This is a genomic window from Herbaspirillum sp. DW155, from assembly GCF_037076565.1.
GTDB lineage: Bacteria > Pseudomonadota > Gammaproteobacteria > Burkholderiales > Burkholderiaceae_D > Herbaspirillum.
Map to the genome: position 1 here is coordinate 4,451,796 of NZ_AP029028.1, position 24,108 is coordinate 4,475,903.

At 62.4% G+C, this 24,108-nt stretch carries 21 protein-coding genes; 10 read left to right on the forward strand and 11 right to left on the reverse strand.

Features of this window, described 5'->3' with window-relative positions:
* Positions 1-21: 21 nt before the first annotated feature.
* From AACH55_RS20190 to AACH55_RS20225, 8 genes are all read right to left on the reverse strand, one after another.
* Positions 22-1,428, reverse strand: coding sequence for an MFS transporter (locus AACH55_RS20190; RefSeq protein WP_338720370.1), 1,407 nt, complete (start codon positions 1,426-1,428; stop codon positions 22-24).
* A 168-nt stretch (positions 1,429-1,596) separates the two neighbouring features.
* On the reverse strand, positions 1,597-3,171 hold the full coding sequence (gene ubiB / locus AACH55_RS20195) for a ubiquinone biosynthesis regulatory protein kinase UbiB (protein WP_338716410.1): 1,575 nt from the start codon (positions 3,169-3,171) through the stop codon (positions 1,597-1,599).
* Positions 3,172-3,780 carry an SCP2 sterol-binding domain-containing protein gene (locus AACH55_RS20200; protein ID WP_338716411.1) on the reverse strand — a complete coding sequence of 203 codons (609 nt, stop codon included), beginning with the start codon at positions 3,778-3,780 and terminating at the stop codon, positions 3,172-3,174.
* Between the two features lie 187 nt (positions 3,781-3,967).
* Positions 3,968-4,954 (reverse strand): Tim44-like domain-containing protein, encoded by a 987-nt coding sequence (locus AACH55_RS20205; RefSeq protein WP_338716412.1) that lies wholly within the window; start codon positions 4,952-4,954, stop codon positions 3,968-3,970.
* Positions 4,955-5,083: 129 nt separating this feature from the next.
* On the reverse strand, positions 5,084-5,818 hold the full coding sequence (gene ubiE / locus AACH55_RS20210) for a bifunctional demethylmenaquinone methyltransferase/2-methoxy-6-polyprenyl-1,4-benzoquinol methylase UbiE (protein ID WP_008332016.1): 735 nt from the start codon (positions 5,816-5,818) through the stop codon (positions 5,084-5,086).
* A gap of 94 nt (positions 5,819-5,912) precedes the next feature.
* On the reverse strand, positions 5,913-6,335 hold the full coding sequence (locus tag AACH55_RS20215) for a DUF971 domain-containing protein (protein ID WP_338716413.1): 423 nt from the start codon (positions 6,333-6,335) through the stop codon (positions 5,913-5,915).
* An 80-nt stretch (positions 6,336-6,415) separates the two neighbouring features.
* Positions 6,416-6,862 carry an HIT family protein gene (locus AACH55_RS20220; protein WP_338716414.1) on the reverse strand — a complete coding sequence of 149 codons (447 nt, stop codon included), beginning with the start codon at positions 6,860-6,862 and terminating at the stop codon, positions 6,416-6,418.
* A gap of 12 nt (positions 6,863-6,874) precedes the next feature.
* Positions 6,875-10,876, reverse strand: coding sequence for an FAD/FMN-binding oxidoreductase (locus AACH55_RS20225; RefSeq protein WP_338716415.1), 4,002 nt, complete (start codon positions 10,874-10,876; stop codon positions 6,875-6,877).
* Between the two features lie 377 nt (positions 10,877-11,253).
* On the opposite strand from AACH55_RS20225, the gene AACH55_RS20230 reads away from it, so the two are divergent.
* Positions 11,254-11,391, forward strand: coding sequence for a hypothetical protein (locus tag AACH55_RS20230; protein WP_338716416.1), 138 nt, complete (start codon positions 11,254-11,256; stop codon positions 11,389-11,391).
* Between the two features lie 68 nt (positions 11,392-11,459).
* Here AACH55_RS20230 and AACH55_RS20235 read toward each other — a convergent pair whose 3' ends face one another.
* The gene (locus tag AACH55_RS20235; RefSeq protein ID WP_338716417.1) at positions 11,460-11,951 is read right to left on the reverse strand and encodes a YqaA family protein; all 492 of its coding nucleotides are present in this window, start codon (positions 11,949-11,951) and stop codon (positions 11,460-11,462) included.
* Positions 11,952-12,283: 332 nt separating this feature from the next.
* Here AACH55_RS20235 and ilvA point away from each other — a divergent pair, with 332 nt between their 5' ends.
* From ilvA to rapZ, 6 genes are all read left to right on the forward strand, one after another.
* Positions 12,284-13,819, forward strand: a complete 1,536-nt coding sequence (gene ilvA, locus AACH55_RS20240; protein WP_338716418.1) for a threonine ammonia-lyase, biosynthetic — start codon at positions 12,284-12,286, stop codon at positions 13,817-13,819.
* Positions 13,820-13,918: 99 nt separating this feature from the next.
* Entirely contained in the window at positions 13,919-14,794 is an 876-nt protein-coding gene (gene queF, locus AACH55_RS20245) for an NADPH-dependent 7-cyano-7-deazaguanine reductase QueF (protein WP_338716419.1), read from the forward strand.
* Positions 14,795-15,066: 272 nt separating this feature from the next.
* Entirely contained in the window at positions 15,067-15,681 is a 615-nt protein-coding gene (locus tag AACH55_RS20250) for a hypothetical protein (RefSeq protein ID WP_338716420.1), read from the forward strand.
* A 321-nt stretch (positions 15,682-16,002) separates the two neighbouring features.
* The gene (locus AACH55_RS20255) at positions 16,003-16,476 is read left to right on the forward strand and encodes a PTS sugar transporter subunit IIA (RefSeq protein ID WP_338716421.1); all 474 of its coding nucleotides are present in this window, start codon (positions 16,003-16,005) and stop codon (positions 16,474-16,476) included.
* 75 nt (positions 16,477-16,551) lie between these two features.
* Positions 16,552-17,490: an HPr(Ser) kinase/phosphatase gene (hprK, locus tag AACH55_RS20260; RefSeq protein WP_338716422.1), complete on the forward strand. Its 939-nt coding sequence runs from the start codon at positions 16,552-16,554 to the stop codon at positions 17,488-17,490.
* Between the two features lie 102 nt (positions 17,491-17,592).
* Complete coding sequence (rapZ, locus tag AACH55_RS20265) at positions 17,593-18,456, forward strand: RNase adapter RapZ (protein ID WP_338716423.1); 864 nt, start codon at positions 17,593-17,595, stop codon at positions 18,454-18,456.
* Between the two features lie 79 nt (positions 18,457-18,535).
* Here rapZ and mutY read toward each other — a convergent pair whose 3' ends face one another.
* Together mutY and mutM are read right to left on the reverse strand one after the other, a co-directional pair.
* Entirely contained in the window at positions 18,536-19,678 is a 1,143-nt protein-coding gene (gene mutY / locus AACH55_RS20270; RefSeq protein ID WP_338716424.1) for an A/G-specific adenine glycosylase, read from the reverse strand.
* The gene (gene mutM / locus AACH55_RS20275; protein WP_338716425.1) at positions 19,675-20,496 is read right to left on the reverse strand and encodes a bifunctional DNA-formamidopyrimidine glycosylase/DNA-(apurinic or apyrimidinic site) lyase; all 822 of its coding nucleotides are present in this window, start codon (positions 20,494-20,496) and stop codon (positions 19,675-19,677) included. Before mutM ends, mutY begins: the two co-directional genes overlap by 4 nt.
* Before the next feature lie 202 nt (positions 20,497-20,698).
* On the opposite strand from mutM, the gene AACH55_RS20280 reads away from it, so the two are divergent.
* The 3 genes from AACH55_RS20280 (at position 20,699) to ispE (ending at position 24,061) form a co-directional block, all read left to right on the forward strand.
* Entirely contained in the window at positions 20,699-22,507 is a 1,809-nt protein-coding gene (locus tag AACH55_RS20280; protein WP_338716426.1) for a tetratricopeptide repeat protein, read from the forward strand.
* Positions 22,504-23,127: a lipoprotein insertase outer membrane protein LolB gene (gene lolB / locus AACH55_RS20285; protein WP_338716427.1), complete on the forward strand. Its 624-nt coding sequence runs from the start codon at positions 22,504-22,506 to the stop codon at positions 23,125-23,127. The genes AACH55_RS20280 and lolB overlap by 4 nt, the downstream gene beginning before the upstream one ends.
* Positions 23,128-23,191: 64 nt before the next feature.
* Positions 23,192-24,061, forward strand: coding sequence for a 4-(cytidine 5'-diphospho)-2-C-methyl-D-erythritol kinase (gene ispE, locus AACH55_RS20290; protein ID WP_338716428.1), 870 nt, complete (start codon positions 23,192-23,194; stop codon positions 24,059-24,061).
* The last annotated feature ends 47 nt before the right edge of the window (positions 24,062-24,108 follow it).

Consider the following 24,108-nt stretch of genomic DNA (forward strand, 5'->3'; position numbering starts at 1 on the left):
TTTTTTACGTCTTGCCGGCGCTCAGCGCTTGCCTTGCGCTGCGCGCATGCCACCACCGATATTGCTGCCGGCATCCGGCGCCAGACCGCGATAGCCGATCACCGAGATCAATGTCACTACGCCGGCCATCGCAAAGGCCCACTGAAAATCACCCAGCGTGAAATGCGCAGAGCCGGTATCGATCTGCTCACCACGCAGCGCCGCCGCGATACGCAAGGCCAGCGCGCCGAAGGCGATGCCCATGCCGATGGTCATTTGCTGCGCCACGCTCCAGAGCGTGCTGGCCGAGGATTTGCGGGCATCGCTGATATCCGCATAGGCCAGCGTGGCCAGGGTAGAAAATTGCATCGAGCGCGACAGCCCGTAGCAGAAGATCACGCCAAGAATCACCGGCAAGGGCATGCCAGGCGTGAGCAAACCGCACACGATGATGAGGCAGCCCGCGATGGCCGCATTGTTGACCGCCACGCGGCGAAAACCGAAGCGCTGCAGGATGCGCGTAGTGAACGCCTTCATGCCCAGATTGCCCAGTGCGGTGGCCAGCAACAGCAAACCCGACTGGAAGGCAGTCAGGCCGAAACCGATCTGGAACATCAGCGGCATCAGATAAGGCACCGCATCCACGCCGATGCGCGTGAGCGAACCGGTGAGCACCGTCACCGAATAGGTCGGAATGCGCAGGTTGGAAAAATCCAGCAGCGGATGTTCGATGCGCTGCATGTGGCGCCACGCGCAGTAGCCGAGCACCACGCCCAGCGCCACGAAACCGAGCGCCACCTTGATGTTGGATTCCATGTGGCTGGCGATTTCGGTGCCATACAGCAGCGAGGTCAGCGCCGCGCCCGAGAGGATGAAACCGGTCACGTCCAGCGGTCGCTTGTCGTGGCCATGTTCATTGCGCACCACCATCATCACCGCGGCAAAGGCCGCAAGACCGAACGGTACGTTCATCAGGAAGATCCAGTGCCACGAGGCATACGTCGTAATGAAACCGCCGATGGAAGGCCCCACCACCGGCGCCACGATGGCCGGCCAGGTGATGGTGGCGATGGCTTTCATGAGGCGGTCCTTGCCGGTACTGCGCACCACGATCATGCGCCCGACCGGCACCATCATCGCGCCCCCGAGTCCCTGCAGCACGCGCGCCGCCGTGAACTCCCACACGTTCTGTGAAAAACCGCACAGCACCGACGCCAGCGTGAAGATCGCAATGGCCATGCCGAACACCGTGCGCGAACCGAAGCGGTCCGCCACCCAGCCGCTGACGGGAATGAACACGGCCAGCGTCAGCATGTAGGCCGTCATGCCCAGGCTCAGCTCATTGGGTCCGATCCCGAAGGACTGCGCCATCTGCGGCAAGGCCGTGGCGATGATGGTGGTGTCGAGATACTCCATGAAGAAAGTCGCCGCCACGATGTAGGGCAACATGCGCACGCGTGCATCGGCCAGGCTGTTGTCGTTGGTTCCCACGGTGTTTGCGCCTCTGTCGTTTCTGGTTGGACCATGCGAAACGCCGGCACAGGCCGGCGCTCGCAGAAGAGAATATTCAAATTCCCCGAATCATCCAAATTATCTATATTGTTTAAATCATTTACATCAATAGAACTTCAGGAAATGCATCAGCATCTGTATGACGATGATGCCGCCGATCAGCCCGCCGCCGAAATAGACGATCACGCCCAGCAGCATGTTGGTGCGCCGCTGCTCGGCCAGCAGCTTGCGGATCAGCTCGGTGTTCTGCGGCTGGTTCTCGCCTTCGGTATAGCGCGTCAGTGCCTGGTGCGCCAGGCGCGGCAGTTCCGGCAGCAGGCGGCTGTAGCGCGGCACTTCCACCTTCAGCTGCTCGACGAATCCGCGCCAGCCGATCTGCTCGCTCATCCAGCGTTCCAGATAAGGTTTGGCAGTCTTCCACAGATCTAGATCGGGATCGAGCTGGCGGCCCAGGCCCTCGACGTTGAGCAGCGTCTTCTGCAGCAGCACCAGTTGCGGCTGCACTTCCACGTTGAAACGGCGCGAGGTCTGGAACAGGCGCAGCAGCACCTGGCCGAAGGAGATGTCCTTCAGCGGACGGTCGAAGATCGGTTCGCAGCAGGCACGCACGGCGGCTTCGAGTTCATCGACGCGGGTTTCCTTGGGTGCCCAGCCGGATTCGATATGGGCCTCGGCCACGCGCTTGTAGTCGCGGCGGAAGAAGGCCAGGAAATTCTGCGACAGGTAATCCTTGTCGAAATCATTGAGCGTGCCGACGATGCCGAAGTCCAGCGCGATGTAACGGCCAAAGCTCTCCGGTGCCACCGACACCAGGATGTTGCCCGGATGCATGTCGGCATGGAAGAAGCCATCGCGAAACACCTGGGTGAAGAAAATCTCCACGCCATCGCGCGACAGCTTGGCCAGGTCCACCCCTTCGGCGCGCAGGCGCTCGGTTTGCGAGATGGGGATGCCCACCATGCGCTCCATCACGATGACCGACGGTGAACAATAATCCCAATACATCTCCGGCACCATCAACAGCGTGGACTCGGCGAAGTTGCGGCGCAGCTGGCTGGCGTTGGCGGCTTCGCGCATGAGGTCCAGCTCGTCGTGCAGGTACTTGTCGAACTCGCCCACGACTTCCTTGGCCTTCAGGCGCCGGCCGTCTGCCCACAGGCGTTCCAGCCAGTCGGCGGCCACGTGCATCAAGCCGATGTCGTGATCGATGATGTCGCGCATGCCGGGACGCAGCACCTTCACGGCCACATCCTTGCCATCCTTCAGGGTGGCGAAGTGGACCTGCGCAATCGAGGCCGAGGCCACCGGAGTGCGCTCGAAGCTGGCGAAGAGCTGATCCGGATGCGCACCCAGCGATTTCTCGATCTGCCTGACTGCCAGTTCCGAATCGAAGGGCGGCACGCGATCCTGCAGCAGGGTCAGTTCGTTGGCGATGTCGGGTGGCATCAGGTCGCGCCGGGTCGAGAGCACCTGACCGAACTTGATGAAGATGGGTCCGAGGTCTTCCAGCGCGCGGCGCAAACGCTCGCCGCGTGGCGCGGAGAGGTCGCGCCAGAAGAAGACGCGGTTGATGATGCGGGCGATGCGCGGCGGCGCGAATTCGAAGGCGATGATTTCATCCAGGCCATACAGGATGGCCACGCGGATGATCTTGAGCAGACGCATGGAACGCAGCAGCATTTAACGACGCTCCAGTTTTTCGATACGCTTGGACAGGCGTTCCAGGTCATCGCGCAGGCGCACGACGTCGGCAGAAAAATCCTGCAACTGGCGGGGGCGGATCAGCATCGGTTGTTCTTCCAGGAAATACTCGGCAAGGTTTTCGGTCAGCTTGCGCTGGGTAGTGCGGGCGGCCTCGAACAGGCCGCGCGCACCGGAGACGATACGGGTGGCAGCGACATCGCCGACCACGCGGGAGAGATCATCCTCGGCATCCCAGCGCAGCTTCTGGCTCAATTGCGAAATGGCATTGGCGAAATCGGCATCGCCCTCCAGCTTGACGTAGGAGACCGCACGCTCGCGGTTGGCGGCAATGAGCGGCAGGTCGGAAAGCTTCAGGCGGATCGTGACGTTGGCGGGCGCATCGGCCGGCACATCCTGCAGATAGCCATCACCGGTCACCTTCAGGCGCAGCGGCATGACACCGGTATCGATGCAGGCCACCTTGCCGGCGTGGGCGATGAGCGTGTCGCGCGCCCAGGGCTCCTGTGCCAGCAGATGGTTGATCACCGCGGCGGCAGGTTTCATGGGGTCGAGGGCAAGGGTGGATGGATCGGGCAGCACGGACATGGATTCCAGAATCGGGTTGGGCCAGAGGCTAAGGTATGGGTACGCAGGAGCAGAACAATTCACCCCCGCAAAAACAAAACCGCCCGCAAAAGCCGGGCGGTTTCAAGTGTACCAGCTTGGCGCGCCGGCAAGGTCCGGGTACTGCGTGTTGCTTGATCCAGCGCGCCTTGCCGGGGCATCAGCGTGATCAGACCTGCTGGATACCCGCCAGCACCCAGCCGCCGCTGCCGTTGAGCGGCTTGGACAGATTCCAGATCTCGGCGAAGGGTTCGGCCGAGGCATCCGGCGCTTCCTTGATCAAGCCCTGGAAGCGCACCGTGGCCAGGTAATCGAAGGCCATGGTCTCGATGCCCAGCAATTGCGCATCGAGCTGCACGACATCGGTGGCATTGGGCGCGGCACCGCGTTCGGTCAGTTGCATGCGCAATTCAGCAAACATCTCGGGCGTGGTGAATTCGCGGATGTCGTTGACGTCGGCGCGATCCCAGGCCGCCTGCAGGCGGATGAAATACGTCTTGGCATTGCGCACGAAGCCCGCCGTATCAAAGCCTTCGGGAATGCCCCATTGCTGGATCTGCGCCGGCTGGGCCGTGCCACCGTAACCACTGCCTTGCAGGGCAGCGGGCGACGCGTGCGGGACAGCCGGAGGCGTATTGATGTCGCGCAGGCCCGAACCGATCTCGGGCGTGGCACCGACGGCGCTGCCGATGGGGCTCACGCCCGGCGTCGGCGTGGCATAGGCCGGATTGTTGTTCTGCGCCTCGCGGCCACGGGCAAACAGGCGGATCAGGAAGATCACCGCCGCGCACAGCAGCGCGATGGTCAGCAGCGAACCCAGCATGCCGCCGAATGCGCCACCGATACCGAAGTGCGACATCAGCGCACCGAGACCGAAGCCCAGCAGCGCACCGCCCAGCATATTGCGCCACGGGCTGGCGGGCTTGGGCAGGGGTGCGCTTTGCGGTGCGGCGGCCGGTGCCGAGGGACGATAAGGCGTCGCCGACGGTTGGCTATAGGACGGCGAAGACGGCGCGGAAGGCGCCGCCTGGCGCGAGTAATTGGAGGATTGCTTGCCGAAGGAACCACCGCCACCCAGGCGCTTGGCCTCGGCGGGCGACATGATGAGGGAGAGCGAGGTGATCGCCAGCAGCAGTGCGAGGAGGATTTTTTTCATGGGCTTGCCTCTTGTGGATGATGCCGACGCTGCGGGCGGGCCGAGGGAAAAGCAAGTCCGCAGAATCGGAGCCATCATTGTCGCCGGGCATAATTAAGCCAGCCTTAATGCTGGCGCGCCCAGCATTCATTACATCTTAATGCCCGTATGCAGCGCGGCCACACCGGCAGTCAGGTTGAAGTACTGCACGCGATCCAGACCGGCCTGTTCCATCATCTGCTTCAGGGTTTCCTGATCGGGGTGCATGCGGATCGATTCGGCCAGGTAGCGATAGCTGTCGGCATCGTTGGCGACCTTCTTGCCCAGCCACGGCAGGACCGAGAAGGAATAGACGTCATAGGGTTTCTTCAGCGGCTCCCATACCTTGGAGAATTCCAGCACCAGCAGCTTGCCACCGGGTTTCAGCACGCGGCGCATTTCGGCCAGGGCGGCATCCTTGTGGGTCATGTTGCGCAGGCCGAAGGCCACCGACACGCGGTCGAAGTAATTGTCAGGAAAGGGCAGCTTCTCGGCATCGCACAACATGGTCGGGGTGACGATGCCCTTGTTGAGCAGGCGGTCGCGGCCCACGCGCAGCATGGATTCGTTGATGTCGGTGAGCCAGACTTCACCGCTCGGACCAGCCTGTCTGGCGAAGACCTTGGAGAGGTCACCGGTGCCACCGGCGATGTCGAGCACCTTGAAGCCGGGACGCACGCCGGCCTGGGCGATGGTGAAGGCTTTCCAGATGCGATGCAGGCCCGCCGACATGAAGTCGTTCATGACGTCGTATTTGGCGGCGACGGAGTGGAACACTTCCGCGACCTTGCGGACCTTCTCTTCTTCTTTGACGGTTTCGTAACCGAAATGGGTGGTGTTGGTCATGGCTAGGCCTGTAACGATGAAGACGACATTATAAGAGACGGGCCCGCGCAGAGCTTGCCCTGGATCAGCAGGAAGCGCTACGGATCAGCGCGGTTCAGTGTGCATGGCCGCAGGCATAGCCACCGCTGGCCTCGGGCTGATGATCACGCCCGCTTTCGCGCGTGAACCCGGCCGCTTCCAGTTTCTGCAGATAGGCTTCCCACATCGCGGCCTGGTCACGGCCAAGCTGGTAGAGGTAATCCCAGGTAAAGATGCCGCTGGCATGACCATCGGAAAACAGTGGCTTCACGCCATAGTTGCCGACCGGTTCGATACCGTGGATTTCCACTTCGCGCTTGCCGGTCTGCAGCACTTCCTGGCCCGGCCCGTGACCGCGCACTTCGGCCGAGGGCGAATAGACGCGCATCAGTTCAAAGGGCAGAGAAAACATCATGCCATCATCGAACTCGACCTCGACCAGACGCGAAAGCTTGCGCACCTTGAAGGACACCGGAACCGGAGAAGACGGGGCGCTCATGGGCTCTCCCTTGAAATTCGTAAGATGAAATGCAAACCCGGCCGGAGCTGTCCAGGCCGGGCTTGCGCAGTGCCTGCAGATCAGGCCGTCAGGCCCGCCGCATCGAGCTGCTGGCGCACCGCTTCGCGCAACTGCGGCAGCAGGGCGCGGCGCGCAGTGAGGCTGGCGGTATCGGCCGCGCGGCGCGGCTCGGCCCAGACCGGGCTGGGGAAGTGACGATCATCGGTGAAGCGCGGGATCACGTGCCAGTGCACGTGCGGCGTCATGTTGCCCAGCGTGGCCAGGTTGACCTTCTCGGGTTGCATCACCGCCCGCTGCGCGGCCTCGACTGCCCACACCGCATTGGCCATCAGGGTGCGCTGCGCCGGTGCGAGGTCCGTCATTTCCTTGACGTGCGCATTACAGATCACACGGCAGAAGCCCGGATAATCCGGCTCATCGACCAGCACCACCCGGAATTCCGGATGGTGCCAGAGCACTTCGCCGCCGTCGCCGGCGCACAGTTCACAGGCTGGAGTCTGGCTCATGGTCGGTTCCTCTTACACCAGGATGCGTTCGATGCCGCCATTGTTGGCGCGCTCGACGTATTCCGGCATCCAGTTCTCGCCCAGCAGATGGCGCGCCATTTCGACCACGATGTAATCGGCGGTGGTACCGGCATCCTCGTTGTAGCGCGACAGGCCCTGGAAGCAGGACGGGCAGGAAGTCAGGATCTTGACGTCGCCGGTGAAGCCGTCTGCGCGCACCTTGTCAGTGCCCTTCTTCATTTCCTCTTCCTTGCGGAAGCGCACCTGGGTCGAGACATCCGGACGCGAGACACCGAAGGTGCCCGACTCGCCGCAGCAGCGATCGTTCTTCTCGATCTTCTGCGCATCCACCGTGGTGATGAGCGAGTTGACGGTCTTCAGCGGATCCTGCTGCTTCATGGGGCTATGGCAGGGATCGTGGTACATGTAGCGGGTACCGGTCACGCCTTCGAGCTTGACGCCCTTTTCCAGCAGGTATTCGTGGATGTCGATGATGCGGCAGCCGGGGAAGATCTTCTCGAATTCATAACCCTGCAACTGGTCGTAGCAGGTACCGCAGGACACCACCACGGTCTTGATGTCGAGATAGTTCAGCGTATTGGCCACGCGGTGGAACAGCACACGGTTGTCGGTGATGATCTTCTCGCCCTTGGCGAAGTCGCCGGTGCCGCGTTGCGGATAGCCGCAGCACAGGTAGCCCGGCGGCAGCACCGTCTGCACGCCCACGTTCCACAGCATCGCTTGCGTGGCCAGACCCACCTGCGAGAACAGGCGCTCCGAACCGCAACCGGGGAAGTAGAACACCGCTTCCGTATCGGCCGTGGTGGTCTTGGGATTGCGGATGATGGGGACGATCTTGTCATCCTCGATATCGAGCAGCGCGCGCGCGGTCTTCTTGGGCAGGTTGCCCGGCATCTTCTTGTTGATGAAGTGGATGACCTGCTCCTTGACCGGCGGCTTGCCGACGGTGGCGGGCGGTTTCTGGGTCTGCTTTTTCGCAAACTTCTTCATCAGGTCGTTGCCCAGGCGCTGCGCCTTGAAGCCCCACTGCGTCATCACCTTGCGGGTGGCGTTGATGGTGGCCGGGTCGGTGGCGTTGAGGAAGAACATGGCCGCATTGGTGCCGGCATTGAAGGACTTCTTGCCCATCTTGCGCAAGAGGTTGCGCATGTTCATCGAGACATCGCCGAAGTCAATATCGACCGGGCAAGGCGTGACGCACTTGTGGCAGACCGTGCAGTGGTCGGCCACGTCCTCGAATTCTTCCCAATGCTTGATGGAGACGCCGCGACGGGTCTGCTCTTCATAGAGGAAGGCTTCCACCAGCAGCGAAGTCGCCAGGATCTTGTTGCGCGGCGAGTAGAGCAGGTTGGCGCGCGGCACGTGGGTCGAGCAGACCGGCTTGCACTTGCCGCAGCGCAGGCAGTCCTTGACGCTGCTGGCAATCGCACCGATGTCGCTCTGCTGCATGATCAGCGATTCGTGGCCCATCAAACCGAACGAAGGCGTGTAGGCATTGGAGAGGTCGGCTTCCATGCCGGGCAGGTTCAGGAGCTTGCCCTTGTTGAAGCGGCCTTCCGGGTCCACGCGCTTCTTGTATTCGCGGAATTCGCCGATTTCGTCTTCGGTGAGGAATTCCAGCTTGGTGATGCCGATGCCGTGTTCGCCCGAGATCACGCCATTGAGCGAACGGGCCAGCTTCATGATGCGCGCCACGGCGACGTGGGCATCCTGCAGCATTTCGTAGTGGTCGGAATTGACCGGGATGTTGGTGTGCACGTTGCCATCACCCGCGTGCATGTGCAGCGCCACGAAGACGCGGCCGCGCAGCACGCGCTTGTGGATGGCCTGGCATTCTTCCAGGATCAGCTTGAAGGCCGCGCCCGAGAAGATCTGGCGCAGTTGCGCGCGCACTTCCTGCTTCCAGGAAATGCGCACGGTGCGGTCCTGCACCACGTGGAAGACGGCGGCTTCGGGCTGGTCGATCAGGCGCTGCTCGAACACCGGCAGCATCTTTTCCAGGCCCAGTGCGGCCAGTTCACCCTTGGCTTCACCCAGCGGCTTGTCCAGATTGGCCAGCAGATAGGACCAGCGTGCGTGGGTCTGTTCCAAGAGGCTTTCGGCCTGGTGCACGCGGTCTTCCAGCATTTCGGCGGCGGGGATGTCGTCGCCTTCGGCGTCGTCGCTCTTGCCCAGCGGCAGGTTGCCCTTGACGAAGAAGCTGTCCAGTTCGGCCAGCAGTTGCAGCTTGTTCTTGATCGACAGTTCGATGTTGATGCGCTCGATGCCGTCGGTGTATTCGCCCATGCGGTTCAGCGGGATCACCACATCTTCGTTGATCTTGAAGGCGTTGGTATGCTTGGCGATGGCCGCCGTGCGCGAGCGGTCCAGCCAGAATTTCTTGCGCGCTTCCGGGCTCACGGCCACAAAGCCTTCGCCCACGCGGTTGTTGGCCATGCGGATCACTTCCGAGGCGGCGGCCGCGACGGCGTTTTCGTCGTCACCCACGATGTCGCCGATCAGCACCATCTTGGGCAGCACGCCGCGCTTGGACTTGGTGGCATAGCCGACCGCGCGCAGGTAGCGCTCGTCCAGGTGTTCCAGGCCGGCCAGGATGGCGCCGCCCTTCTTGGTTTCGGCGTCGAGATAATCCTTGATTTCGACGATGGAGGGAATCGCATCACGCGCCTGGCCGAAGAATTCCAGGCAGACCGTGCGGGTCTGCTTGGGCATCTTGTGCAGGATCCAGCGGGCCGAGGTGATCAAGCCATCGCAACCTTCCTTCTGCACGCCCGGCAGGCCCGAGAGGAACTTGTCGGTGACGTCCTTGCCCAGGCCTTCCTTGCGGAATTTCTTGCCGGAGATTTCCAAAATCTCGGTCTTGAAGACTTCGGTCTTCTGGCCCTTCTCGCCGGGATGCGACCACTCCAGCTTGAAGCGCGCCACTTCGACGTCGTGGATCTTGCCCAGGTTGTGGTCCAGGCGGGTCACTTCCAGCCAGTCGCCTTGCGGATCGACCATGCGCCAGCTGGCCAGGTTGTCCAGGGCGGTGCCCCACAGCACGGCCTTCTTGCCGCCGGCGTTCATGGCGACGTTGCCGCCGATGCACGAGGCTTCAGCAGAAGTCGGGTCCACGGCGAACACGAAGCCGGCCTTTTCGGCCGCATCCGAGACGCGCTTGGTGACCACGCCCGCGCCCGAATAGATCGTGGCGTAGGGCTTGTCCACGCCGGGCAGCATGGTCATTTCGACCGCGCCCAGCTGTTCCAGCTTTTCGGTGTTGATGACGGCCGACATGGGCGTGAGCGGAATGGCGCCGCCGGTATAACCGGTGCCGCCGCCGCGCGGGATGATGGTCAGGCCGAGTTCGATACAGGCCTTGACCAGGCCGGCCATTTCATCTTCGGTATCCGGGGTCAGCACCACGAACGGGTACTCGACGCGCCAGTCGGTGGCGTCGGTCACGTGCGAGACGCGCGAGAGGCCGTCGAACTTGATGTTGTCCTTGGCGGTGTAGCGGCCCAGAACCTTGGTGGCGCGCTTGCGCAAATCATAGGTCTGGCGGAATTCTTCGGCAAAGTCACCGATGGCCTTCTTGGCCGCCTTCAGCAAGGCTTCCACGCTGGCGCTGCGGCGCTGGGCGTCGGCGTCGCCGGATTCGGCCAGGTCGGTGGCCAGGCGGCGCTTGTCGACTTCGTTGATGCGATGGTTCAGCGCCTCGATCAGGGCGGCGCGGCGCTTGGGGTTGTCCAGCAGGTCATCCTGCAGGTAGGGATTGCGGCGGACTACCCAGATGTCGCCCAATACTTCATACAGCATGCGCGCCGAGCGACCGGTCTGGCGCTTGCCGCGCAGCTCGTCCAGCAGGGACCAGGAGGCTTCGCCCAACAACCGGATCACGATCTCGCGATCGGAGAAGGAAGTGTAGTTGTACGGGATTTCGCGCAAGCGCGGGGTCGCGGCGCCATGCGGCGCGTCTGTAAGCAAAGCCTGGATCTGTGCGGGGGCGTTCATCGATGTATGAGGTAAATCTGCTGCCGGAGGTGCATTTTAGCCTATTGGCAAAACTCGCGACGGCCTGCACCCGTTTTGGGCAGGCCCGCACGCGCTTTGCGCGCCCTTGTGCGGCGGATAGGCGACGTTTGCAGGGACTAGCGCGGCGATAGGCTCAGCCAATTGAATTCATAAAAACAATCAACTTCAATTAAACGATTGCGAAAACCTATAATCCATCCAGACATCAGGGAAGCGCCCTGAACCCGTTCCACGAAGGAGGACCCCATGTTGCAGACCCTGATGAGCGAATTTCTGGAAAACCTGGCCATCACCCTGGCTGACTATGCCCAATGCAAGGCCTGAAAAGGCCAGATCAACGTACCAAGGAGATCACCATGCACACCGCCATCCTCAACGAAGACACCGGCCTGGCCATGATGCTCAAGACCCGCCACCTGGCCGTGCTGGGCGTGACGGCCACCTTCCTGGCCATCCGCCTGGTCGAAAGCCTGGTCCCGAATTTGGCAGGATAATTCCAGCCCGTGCCAGGAAACGGCTACGGCGCCCTTGCGGCGCCGTTTTCCTTCATATAGCCCGAAATTTACGCCAGCCAGTCCCCCAGCTTGTGCCAGAAGCCATCCGGCACGTTCAGCAGCAGCCAGGTCATCAGCACATAGCGGACGAACTTGCCGATGGCCATATAGATCACCGAAGGCCAGAACGGCAGCCGCAGCCAGCCAGCCAGGGTGCAGATGGGGTCGCCGATGCCGGGCAGCCAGGCCAGCAGCATGGTCTTGGCGCCGAAGCGCTCCAGCCAGTGGAACCAGCGCGTGGAGCGCTCCTTGGCAAAGGCCTGCTTGGCCCCATAGCCCATCCAGTAATCGACGATACCACCCAGCGTGTTACCGGCGGTAGCCACCAGGATCACCGGCCAGAACATCTCCGGACTGGCCTTGATGACCGCAAAGACCGCCGGTTCCGAGCCCAGCGGCAGCAAGGTGGCCGAGACGAAGCTGATCAGAAAGACCGAGGTCAGGCCCACGGTAGGAATGGCCAGAATATTGAGCAGCCAGAGAACGGCGGATTCGATCATGCAGATGGCAGGTAGGTGGAGAACTGGCCGCAGCCAGGGAGGAAACTTGCCATCCGTCAAGCCCGGTGAATGGCGCAGCGTGCATTCTAGCTGGTGCCGCAGTGCCTGATTTCAAGAATGGAAGAAACATTCACATCACCCCTGGGCAGTGCCCGCTTGGCGTTGACCAGCCCCGCTCCCTTATAATGCCCAGTTCCCCTGGCCAGGACCGGTGACCGGCCAGCCTTGCCCAGGTGGAATCCCAAGCGGCTTACCCAGCCTTTATTTCCTTTACCTGATTGCGATATGACCGCGCCTGAACCCGCTGCTGCTCGCCTGACTTCACTTCATTGATGACCAACATGAGTAACGATTATCTGAAAAAAATCCTGACCGCCCGCGTCTACGACGTCGCCCAAGAAACCCCGCTGGAACTGGCGAACACGCTGTCGCAAAGGATTGATAATCGAATTTACTTCAAGCGTGAAGACATGCAGAGCGTGTTCAGCTTCAAGCTGCGCGGCGCCTACAACAAGATGGCCCACCTGAGCCCGGCGCAACTGAAGCGCGGCGTCATCTGCGCCTCCGCCGGCAACCACGCCCAGGGCGTGGCGCTTTCCGCAGCACGCCTGGGCTGCCGCGCCGTCATCGTCATGCCCACCACCACCCCGCAGGTGAAGATCGATGCCGTCAAGGCGCGCGGCGGTGAAGTGGTGCTCTTCGGCGACTCCTTCACCGATGCCTACGAACACGCGCTGACGCTGGAAAAGAAGCAGAAGCTGACCTTCGTCCACCCCTTCGATGATCCCTACGTGATCGCCGGCCAGGGCACGGTGGGCATGGAAATCCTGCGCCAGCATCCCGACCCTATCCACGCCATCTTCGTGGCCATCGGCGGTGGCGGGCTGATCGCGGGTGTGGCTTCCTACGTCAAGGCGGTGCGCCCGGACATCAAGATCATCGGCGTGCAGACCACCGACTCCGACGCCATGGCCCGCAGCCTCAAAGCCGGCCGCCGCGTGGCGCTGCCGGATGTGGGCCTGTTCTCGGACGGGACGGCCGTCAAGCTGGTAGGTGAAGAAACCTTCCGCATCGCCAAAGAACTGGTCGATGACATCATCATCGTCGACACCGATGCCGTCTGCACCGCCATCAAGGACATCTTCCAGGACACCCGCAGCATCGTCGAACCCGCCGGTGCGCTGGCCGTGGCCGGTGCCAAGGCTTACGTGGAGCGCGCAAAGGCCAGCAAGAAGCCGATCAAGGGCGAGTCCCTGATCACCATTGCCTGCGGCGCCAACATGAACTTCGACCGCCTGCGCTTCGTGGCCGAGATGGCCGATGCGGGCGAGGCGCGCGAGGCGGTCTTCGCCGTCACCATTCCCGAGGAACGCGGCAGCTTCCGCCGCTTCTGTGAAACCGTGGGCCCGCGCAACGTCACCGAATTCAACTACCGCATCAGCGATGCCAGGGCGGCGCACGTGTTCGTGGGCATCCAGGTGTCGGCGGCCGATGAAGCCGGCAAGATCGCGCGCAACTTCGAGAAGGCCGGCTTTGGCGTGCTCGACCTGACCCATGATGAACTGGCCAAGGTTCACATCCGTCACCTGGTGGGCGGCAAGAGTGAACTGGCGGGCGATGAGTTGCTGTATCGCTTCGAATTCCCCGAGCGTCCGGGCGCGCTGATGAAGTTCCTTTCCAGCATGAACCCTGGCTGGAATATCAGCCTGTTCCATTACCGCAACCAGGGCGGCGACGTCGGCCGCATCCTGATCGGCCTGCAGGTGCCCAAGAAGGAAATGAAGGAATTGCGCGCCTTCCTGGCCCAGCTGGGCTATCGTCACTGGGACGAAACCAAGAACCCGCTGTACAAGCTCTTCCTCGGCTAAGGCCGAACGCTGCCCGCCCGCGCGCCGCTCCACCGGCGCGCGGGGCAGCATGACTACTGAACGAACAAGCTGAACCCGCAGCACCTCAGGAGTATTCACATGGACCACACCACCCCGTCCGCATCCATCGTCGGCCATTCGCCGGAAAGCTCGCCCCTGGGCAAGAGTTCGGAATATCCGACCCATTACGACCCCAGCCTGCTGTTCCCCATCCCGCGCGCGCCCAAGCGTGCCGAGTTGCAGATCAGCGGCACCCTGCCCTTCTTCGGTGCGGACTTCTGGACGGCCTATGAAATTTCCTGGCTGAACCTGCGCGGCAAGCCGCAGATCGCCATCGCCACCTTCATGGTGCCGGCCGATTCGCCCAACATCATCGAGTCGAAGTCCTTCAAGCTGTACCTGAACTCCTTCAATCAGGAACGCCTGGAAAGCGCCGACCAGCTCATCGACAAGCTGCGCACCGATCTTTCGGCCGCCGCGGGCGCCAGCGTGCAGGTGACGTTGACCGAATCCTCGCAGTTCGGGCAGCTGCAGTTCGGCGAACTCTCCGGGCTGCTGCTGGACCGGCTCGATGTGGAAATCGAACCGGCCGCTACCGGCGCCCATCCCGATGGCAGCCTGCTGCGCGCCAATACGGAGGAAGCCACGGTGGAAGAGACGCTGGTGTCGCACCTGCTCAAGTCCAACTGCCCGGTGACCAGCCAGCCCGACTGGGGCAGCGTGCAGATCCAGTACGTGGGTGCGCCCATCGATCAGGAGCGGCTGCTGAAGTACATCATCAGCTTCCGTGAGCACAATGAATTCCACGAGCAATGCGTGGAACGCATCTTCACCGACATCCTGCGCCACTGCAAACCGCAGAAACTGGCCGTCTACGCCCGCTACACGCGGCGCGGCGGGCTGGACATCAATCCCTGGCGCAGCAATTTCTCCAGCGCCAAACCGCCCTCGCAATTGCGCAACGCCCGCCAGTGAGCCCATGCATTGTGGCTTGCCAGCCACTTTGCGCGGCCAAATTGTTACCAAACCTTACGGGAAGAGAGTCCGTCGTCTCGCAGAGATAAGGATCGAACAGGTTTTTGGTAACATCTTGCCTTTTGGCAAACTCATCATCACGGGATACTTTTGCCTCGATGCCTGTCCATGTTGACTGATGAGCTGGCGCGCCCCTCTCTGCTGCGTGTCCGACTTTCTCCACCCTCTTGTTTTCCCGTTGTCGCGTTTTTGCTTTTCCATTCATAACAATCATGAAAACCACCTCCCAGCCCCGGCGCCAGGCCGCTTCCTTCACCATTGGCGCGATCTTGCGCAAAGCGGCCCTTGCCGGCGCCGCTGCCTTGAGCCTGGCCCCCGCCGCCCACGCCGAAGACAACCAGTACAGCCTGTGGCAACAGGTCAAGGACCACGCCAGCCACATCTGGGACCAGGGCGACGATGCCATTTATCTGTCCGGGGTGGCCCACCACGGCCGCAGCACCTACAGCCGCGAAAAGCTCAACGAGCTCAATGAACACGCCTGGGGCCTGGGCTATGGCAAGACTCTGCGCAATGAGAAGGGCGATGATGAATCCCTGTACGGTTTCGTCATCAAGGATTCCCACCGTCATCCGCAATACATGGCCGGCTACGCCTATGAATGGGTGTTCCCGATCGCCCATAGCGGCCTGGAGCTGGGCCTGGGCGGCACGGCCATGCTGATGAGTCGTCAGGATTACTTCCACAGCGTGCCTTTCCCGGTGCCGCTGCCGCTGGCGTCCGTCGGCACGCAAAAGGCCAAGCTCATGTTCGCCTACGTGCCGCGCTTTTCCTCCAGCAAGAACAACGGCGACGTGCTGCTGATCTTCGGCCGTATCGAGATGTAAGCCCGGCAAGGCGCAGGATGGCCTCCTGGGCATGTGCTTCTTCACTGCCGCCAGGTCAGAGTGATCAGATGACCGATGAGCCAGCCGATGTCCCTGCCCTGAGGCAGGCATCGGCCCACATCATCGCCAAGCATCACGGCTTCCTATCCCTTGTGGCAACATGTTGCTCACGATCATCGGCCTGCATGCCGCAGAGCGCATCAATTCGGCCCCTTCTGCCCGAAATCCCCTCCTGTTCAGCGCTTTCAAAGCCTTCCGCCGCCGGCAAAGAAGCCTATAATCCTGCTCAAAGCTTCAGCCCGTAGCAAATTCTTGAGCGTCATGACTAATCTCGCAAAAATCCTGTCTCCAGAAAACGTGGTTCTGGATCTGGAAGTCTCCAGCAAAAAAAGAGCTTTCGAACAAGCCGGCCTGACCTTCGAAAACAACAGCGGCATCGCCCGCTCTACCGTTTCCGAAAACCTGTTTGCCCGGGAGCGCCTTGGTTCGACCGGCCTGGGTCATGGTGTGGCCGTGCCGCACGGCCGCATCAAGGGCCTGAAGGCGCCGCTGGCCCTGTTCATGCGCCTGGCCGCGCCGATTCCCTTCGAGTCGCCCGATGGTCAGCCGGTCAAGCTGCTGGTGTTCCTGCTCATTCCCGATCATGTGACGCAGCAGCATCTGGAAATCCTCTCGGAAATCGCCGAGATGTTTTCCGATGATGCCTTCCGCAACGAACTCACCGTCGAGTCCGATCCCGCCGTGGTGCATGCCCGCATCGTGACCTGGCAGACTTCGATGGAAAAAGCCGGCTGAAAAAACCGGCACAAGTACGCTGCATCACACCGGCGGCAAGGCCGCCCTCTATCCTGTCAGCAGATCCGGATCTCCATGCCCAATTATTCCGCGTTGTCGATTCAGCAGCTGTACGAAGAAAACCGTGAGTCCCTGCAACTGGGCTGGTTCGCCGGCTTCCCCGGCGGCGAGCGCCTCATCTCCGGCGACGCCGTGTCGGCCTCCGATCAGGTTGGTCACCTGAACCTGATCCACCCCGGCCGCCTGCAGGTCTTCGGCCATCAGGAAATCGAGTACTACAATCGTCTCTCCAACACCTCGCGCGCCTACCAGACCGCCGAACTGGTGGCCGGAGAACCGCCCGCCTTCATCATCGCGCAGGGCCTGTCGACACCGCCCGATCTGCTGGCGGTCTGCGATGAAAAGAACATCCCGCTGTTTTCCACGCCGCTGCCGGCCGCCCAGGTGATCGACTATCTGCGCGTGTATCTGTCCAAGAAACTGGCGCAGCAGATCACCATGCATGGCGTGTTCATGGACGTACTGGGCGTGGGTGTGCTCATCACCGGCGAATCGGGCCTGGGCAAGAGCGAACTGGGTCTGGAACTGATTTCGCGCAGCCACGGCCTGGTGGCCGATGATGCGGTGGAGTTCGCCCGCATCGCACCCAACATGATCGAGGGCCGCTGCCCGCCGCTGTTGGCGAACCTGCTGGAAGTGCGCGGCCTGGGTCTGCTGGACATCAAGGCCATCTTTGGCGAGACTGCCGTACGCCGCAAGATGCGCCTGAAACTGATCGTGCACCTGGTCCGCCGCAGCACCCTGGAAGAAAACTACGAACGCCTGCCGCTGGATGCGCAGTACGAAGAAGTGCTGGGCCTGCCGATCCGCAAGGTGGTCATTCCCGTGGCCGCCGGCCGCAACATCGCGGTGCTGCTGGAGGCCGCCGTGCGCAATACCATCCTGCAACTGCGCGGCATCGACACCTTGAAGGAATTCATCGAACGCCAGCGCCGCGCCATGAACGGCGAATAGCCCACGGGGCGCGGCTTTCCCGCTTGCCGGGAAAACTTTAGGCAGCATTTCTTCATTCCCGCATCGTCACTTCCGGCCGGACGATGCGTTATGATTGCCGGCATGCGAATCGTTCTGATCACCGGCATTTCCGGTTCCGGCAAATCGGTAGCACTGCACGTGCTGGAAGACGCCGGCTATTTCTGCGTGGACAATCTCCCCCCTTCCCTGCTGTGCGATCTGGTACAGACGCGCATCAAGGAAGGCGCCAGCATGCTTGCAGTGGCCACCGATGCGCGCAGCGCCGATTCGCTGGCCACGCTGCGTACCGACATCGAGCAGTTGCGCAGCGATGGCCATGACGTCAAGGTCTTCTTCCTGACCGCCTCCGACGAGACCCTCATCACCCGCTTTTCCGAGACGCGCCGCAGCCATCCGCTGTCACATCGCCTGCTGCCGGGCCGCAATCCGAATGACCGCCTGACTCTTACCGAGTGCATCGCTCTGGAGAAAGACATGCTGGGCGACCTGCAGGACATCGGCCTGGTGATGGATACGTCGGAACTCAGTTCCAACAAGCTGCGCCGCTGGATCAAGGAGCTGGTGGACCTGGAGCGCTCACCGCTGACGCTGCTCATCGAATCGTTTGCCTTCAAGCACGGCCTGCCGCTGGACGCCGATCTGGTGTTCGACGTGCGCATGCTGCCCAATCCGCACTACGATGCCCGGCTGCGTCCGCTGACCGGACGGGATACGCCGGTGATCGAGTTCCTGGCCAGCTATCCCGAAGTGGCCGACATGTTCAACGACATCCGCAGCTTTGTGGAAAAGTGGCTGCCCTCCTTCAAGAACGACAACCGCAGCTATCTCACGGTGGCCATCGGCTGCACGGGTGGCCAGCATCGTTCGGTCTATCTGGCAGAACAACTGGCCAGCCACTTCCGCGCAACTGAACAGGTGGTGTGCCGGCATCGGCAACTGAACTGATACGGTGTCCGCTGCTGAACTGTCAGCGGCTTGGCACTGAAGTGTCAGGTAGCTGGACCGCAACTGTCAGGTGAACTGTTCAGGTAGTGGCCAGCAAATCGTCCGACCGCAAGACCCCCAGCAAGAGTTTCTTGACCGGCGCCGGCAAGGGCGCATCGGCCAGCCTGCTGGCCGGATACCAGAGCAGCGCGCCCTCGGCGATGTGATGCGTGCGGCTCTTCAAGGCCACCTGGAAGGGCGCGACATGCAGCTTGAAGTGCGTGAAGACGTGCGAGAACGGCTGCAGCTTGCGACAGCCGTCCAGTTCGCCATAGGGCGCCACCAGCGTATGGACGGCGGTATCGAATCCTGCGGCGTCACTGACCGCGATTTCCGGCAGTGACAGCAGGCCGCCCCAGATGCCGCTGTCCGGGCGCTGTTCCAGCAACACATCTGCTCCGTGGGTGATGACCAGCATCACGGTGTCCTTTTCCGGCACGGCTTTCTTCGGCTTGCTCACCGGCAGCTCGGCCACGCGGTCATCGGCCAGTGCCACGCAGCGTGCGGCCAGGGGACAGCGCGTGCAGGCGGGCTTGCCGCGCACGCACAGCGTTGCGCCCAGATCCATCAGGCCCTGGGTATAGGACTCGATATCGTCCTCGGGCAGCAGCGCCACGGCGCGCAGCCAGAGCTGGTCTTCAACCGGCTTGGCACCGGGATAGCCATCGATGCCGAACACCCGCGCAAACACACGCTTGACGTTGCCATCGAGAATGGCCGCGCGCCGTCCGTAGGAAAAGGCCGCGATGGCGGCGGCGGTGGAGCGCCCGATGCCGGGCAGGTCGGCCAGCAGCGCCGGATCATCCGGGAAGCGTCCACCATATTCCGCCACCACGCGCTGCGCGCACCTGTGCAGGTTGCGTGCGCGGGTGTAGTAGCCCAGCCCGCTCCAGAGCGCCATCACGTCTTCGGAGGGCGCAGCGGCCAGGGCGAAGACATCCGGGCAACGTTCCAGGAAGCGCTGGTAATACGGAATCACGGCCGCCACCTGGGTCTGCTGCAGCATGATCTCGGAGAGCCACACCCGATACGCATCGCGCGTGTTCTGCCAGGGCAGCTTGTGACGGCCGTGCTGCTTCTGCCAGGCGATCACTGCCGCCGAAAAGGAGGGATCTTCATACTGCGCACCAGCGTCCTGGCTGGCGGCCGCCTTCTTGCGGCGCGGTTCGACGAGACCCTTCATTTCTGGCAGTTCACGCAATAAAAGGTGGACCGCTGGCCCTGCTTGATCTGGCGGATCGGTGTGGCGCAGATGCGGCAAGGCTCGCCGGTACGGTTGTAGACGAAGTAATTCTGCTGGAAGTAACCCGACTGTCCGTTTACGGCAATGAAGTCGCGCAAGCTGCTGCCGCCCTGCTCGATGGCGGCGGCCAGCGTCTCGCGAATGGCCTCGGCCAGGCGTTCGTAGCGTGCCAGGCTGATCTTTCCCGCTGGCGTCTTGGGATTGATGCGGGCCTTGAACAGGCTCTCGGACGCATAGATGTTGCCGACCCCGACCACGATATCGCCGGCCAGCAGCACCTGTTTGATGGGGGCGCTGCGCCCGCGCGTCTGCCTGAACAGTTCGGCCGCGCTGAACTTGTCTTCCAGCGGTTCCACGCCCAGGCTGCGCAGCAGCAGGTGTTCCTCGATGTCGCCCTCGCTGAGGTCGTGCCAGAGGATGGCACCGAAGCGGCGCGGGTCGGTCATGCGCATGACCTGGCCGCCCACTTCCAGATCGAAGTGGTCATGCTTTTGCGGGGCGATGCCCGGCGGCAGGATGCGCAGATGGCCCGACATGCCCAGGTGCACGATGAGCGTGCCATGGTCGAAATGGATCAGCAGGTATTTGCCGCGCCGTCCGGTACTGCGGATCACGCGGCCGGTCAGGAGCGCATCCAGTCCGGTGGGGAAAGGCCAGCGCAGGCCGGTATGGCGCAGCACGACGCCGCTGACGGTCTGCCCCTCCAGATGGGGTGCGACCCCGCGGCGGGTGACTTCGACTTCTGGTAATTCAGGCATGGGCTTGCGTTCGGGGAGGTCAGGGATAGCCGGGACGAGCGGGAAGCTGCATATGATAATGCACTTGCCGAAATCAAGACCTGAAGCCGCGCGCGCACGCGGCATGCGGAAGCTTGTCAAAGATGGATTACACTGCGCTGTCAGCAACGCCACGGTTGTTGCGCGTAAAATCGAACCTCTGTCGAATCGTCAGGATGACATCTTGAAAAAAACCATCGCCCTCCTCACCAGTTCCCTGCTGCTGACAGCCTGCTCGGTCTTCCAGCAGCCCGGCGACAAGGAGAACGCCCAGGGGGATCAGAAGACGGCATCCTCGTCGTCTTCCTCCAAGCAAGCCAGTCGCAAGAAGGCCGCCAAGGCCCGGGTACAGCCGCAGGAAGATGCGCTGCCCGCCGTGGCGCTGAGCGAAGACATTCTTTACAAAGTGCTGACGTCCGAGATCGCCTTCCAGCGCGGCCAGTGGCAATCAGCCTACGTGACCATGCTGGCCGCTGCCCAGCAGACGCGCGACCCGCGCCTGGCCAAGCGTGCCGCCGAAATGGCGGTGACGGCGCGCCAGCCCGGAGAAGCCCTGGTGGCCGTGCGGTTGTGGACCGAACTGGCGCCGCATTCGGATGAAGCCCTGCAGAACTACCTGGGCCTGATCATGCTCTCGGACAGCGTGGACGAGATCGAACCGCTCCTGACCCAGCGCCTGGCCGACGCCGCCCCGCAGGCGCGCGGCCCGATGCTGCTGCAGGTGCAGCGCCTGCTGGCGCGCGCCAAGGACAAGCAAGCCAGCTACGCCATCCTGCAAAATATCAGCAAGCCCTACGGCGACCTGATGGAAACCCACCTGGCACTGGCCCAGGGTGCCTTCAGCATGGGCGATGGTGCCACCGCCCAGCGCGAAGCCGCCGCCGCCCTGAAGATCAAGCCCGATTCGGAACTGGCCGTACTCACCGCTGCCCAGGTCGCCTCCAACAACAAGGATGCGACCAAGCTGGTGACCGACTTCCTGCGCAAGTATCCGGATGCGCGCGAAGTGCGTGTGGCCTACGCCCGCAGCCTGGTCGAGCAGAAGGAGTTCAAGCAGGCCCGCAGCCAGTTCGAAACCCTGTTGAAGGAAGACGGCGAAGATGCCACCACGCTCTTCGCCCTGGGCGTGCTCTCGGCCGAGACCAACCAGCTGAAGGATGCCGAATACTATCTGCAGCGCTACCTGCAGGTGCTCTCGGCCCAGCCCGAAGAAGACCGCGACCCCAGCCAGGCGCTGCTGCTGCTCTCGCGCATCGCCGAGGAGCGCCGTGATCTGGATTCGGCCTTGCGCTATCTGGAGCAGGCCGAACCCGGCACCGAGGGTTACATCAGCCTGCAGGTACGACGTGCCCAGCTGCTGTCCCGCAAGAACGACATCGAAGGCGCCCGCAAGGCGCTGGAAGATGCCCAGTCCGAATCGACCAACGACGGCGAGCAACTGCAGCTGATGCTGGCCGAGTCCACCCTGCTGCGCGACGCCAACCGCAACCAGGAGGCGGCTGATGTGCTCAAGAGCGGCCTGGAGCGCTTCCCCAACAATACCGACCTGCTCTACGACTATTCCATGGTCCTGGACAAGCTGGGCAAGTACGACGAGATGGAAGCCTCGCTGCGCCGCGTCATGAAGCTGGCCCCCGGCAACCAGCACGCTTACAACGCCCTGGGCTATTCGCTGGCGGACCGCAACGTGCGCCTGCCCGAAGCGCTGGAACTGATCCAGAAGGCCTCCGACCTGGCACCGGAAGACCCCTTCATCGCCGACAGCCTGGGCTGGGTGCTGTTCCGCATGGGCCGTCTTGAACAGGCCGAGACGCAGATGCGCCGCGCCTATGCCTTGCGGCCGGACGTGGAAATCGGCGTGCATCTGGGTGAAGTGCTGTGGACCAATGGCAAGCAGGACGAAGCGCGCAAGGTATGGCGCGAAGTCAGCCTGAAAGAACCCAATAACGAAGTCCTGAAAAGCACGCTGGCGCGGCTCAATGTGAAGTTATGAGCAAGACATGCGCTTTTCCGAAGCTCGCGGCCGTCTGTCTGGCCGGTCTGCTGGGCGGTTGCGCCACGGTCTCGCAGGATGCCGTGCCGACCAATGCCACGGCACCGGCCTATCAGGCCAGCATCGAGATCGATGGCCGCATCTCGGTGCAGTACGAGCAGGATGACCGCCCGCAATCCCTGCACGGCAGCTTCTTCTGGAAGCAGACCGCGCAGGAGCTGAACCTGGAGATGTTCTCGCCGCTGGGCCAGACCGTGGCCACCATCAACGTCAGGCCCGGCATCGCCACGCTGGTGCAGTCCGGCCGCGCGCCGCAGGTCGCCGCCGACGTGGACGCCCTGGCCGCGCAATCGCTGGGCTGGCCGCTGCCGGTGTCGGGCATGCGCCAGTGGCTGCAGGGTAGCGGCACCGATGCGAATGGAAAACCCTTCGTGGCAAAGACTGGCGAGAACGACGCCAGCTTCACCACCCGTGATGGCTGGCGCGTCACCTATGCCAACTGGGAGAGCGATGCCGCCAGCGGCCAGACGCGCCCCAAGCGCATCGACCTGACCCGCAGCACCACGCAGGCCGGCAAGGTATCGATCCGCATCGCCATCGATGGATGGAAGAAGCCCTGAGAACCTGAATCCCCAGCCTTGCCTTCATGGCGCCTGCTCCTCAACTGAACAATCCGTACCAAGCATGACCACCACCCTCACCGCCTGCCCGGCGCCGGCCAAGCTCAACCTGTTCCTGCACGTGACCGGCCGCCGCCCGGATGGCTATCACCTGCTGCAATCGGCCTTCCAGCTGATCGACCGCTGCGACACGCTGGACTTCCGCCTGCGTGGGGACGGGCAGATCCGCCGTACCAACGAGGTACCCGGCGTGCCCGAGGAATCGGACCTGGTGATCCGCGCCGCGCACCTGCTGCGCGCGGCCAGCGGCAATGCTCAACTCGGTGCCGACATCACGGTGCACAAGCTGCTGCCCATGGGCGGCGGGGTCGGCGGCGGCTCCTCGGATGCGGCCACCACGCTGATGGTCTTGAATCATCTATGGAAATGCGGCTACAATCGCGCCTCGCTGATGGAGATGGGCCTGCAGTTGGGGGCCGACGTTCCCTTCTTCCTGTTCGGCCGCAATGCATTCGCTGAAGGTGTCGGTGAAGAATTGTCGGCGCTGCGTACGGCAGATTGCTGGTACGTGGTGATCGAACCGGGCGTATCTGTTCCAACCTCAGTAATTTTTTCATCAAAGTTGTTGACAAGGGATACGCAACCCGTCAGAATAACGGACTTTCCTGATGCGACGAAACAAGTTGCTTCCAGCTTCGGGAAAAACGATCTGGAAATGGTGGCAACAGCGCATTTCCCCGAAGTGGCAGCAGCAGTCGAATGGCTGGGCAAATTCGGGAGCGCAAGAATGACCGGATCTGGCGCCTGTGTGTTTTGTGCATTCGAACACGAACATCAGGCAGGCGAAGTGCTCAAGCAATTGCCTTCGCGCTGGATCGGCTGGAAAGCCAAAGCGATGCAGGAACATCCTCTCGCCCATTTAGTGCAGTCGTAAGAAAGAATTTGTTTGACGAAGACGCAGCGCCTGATGATGAGCGCGCC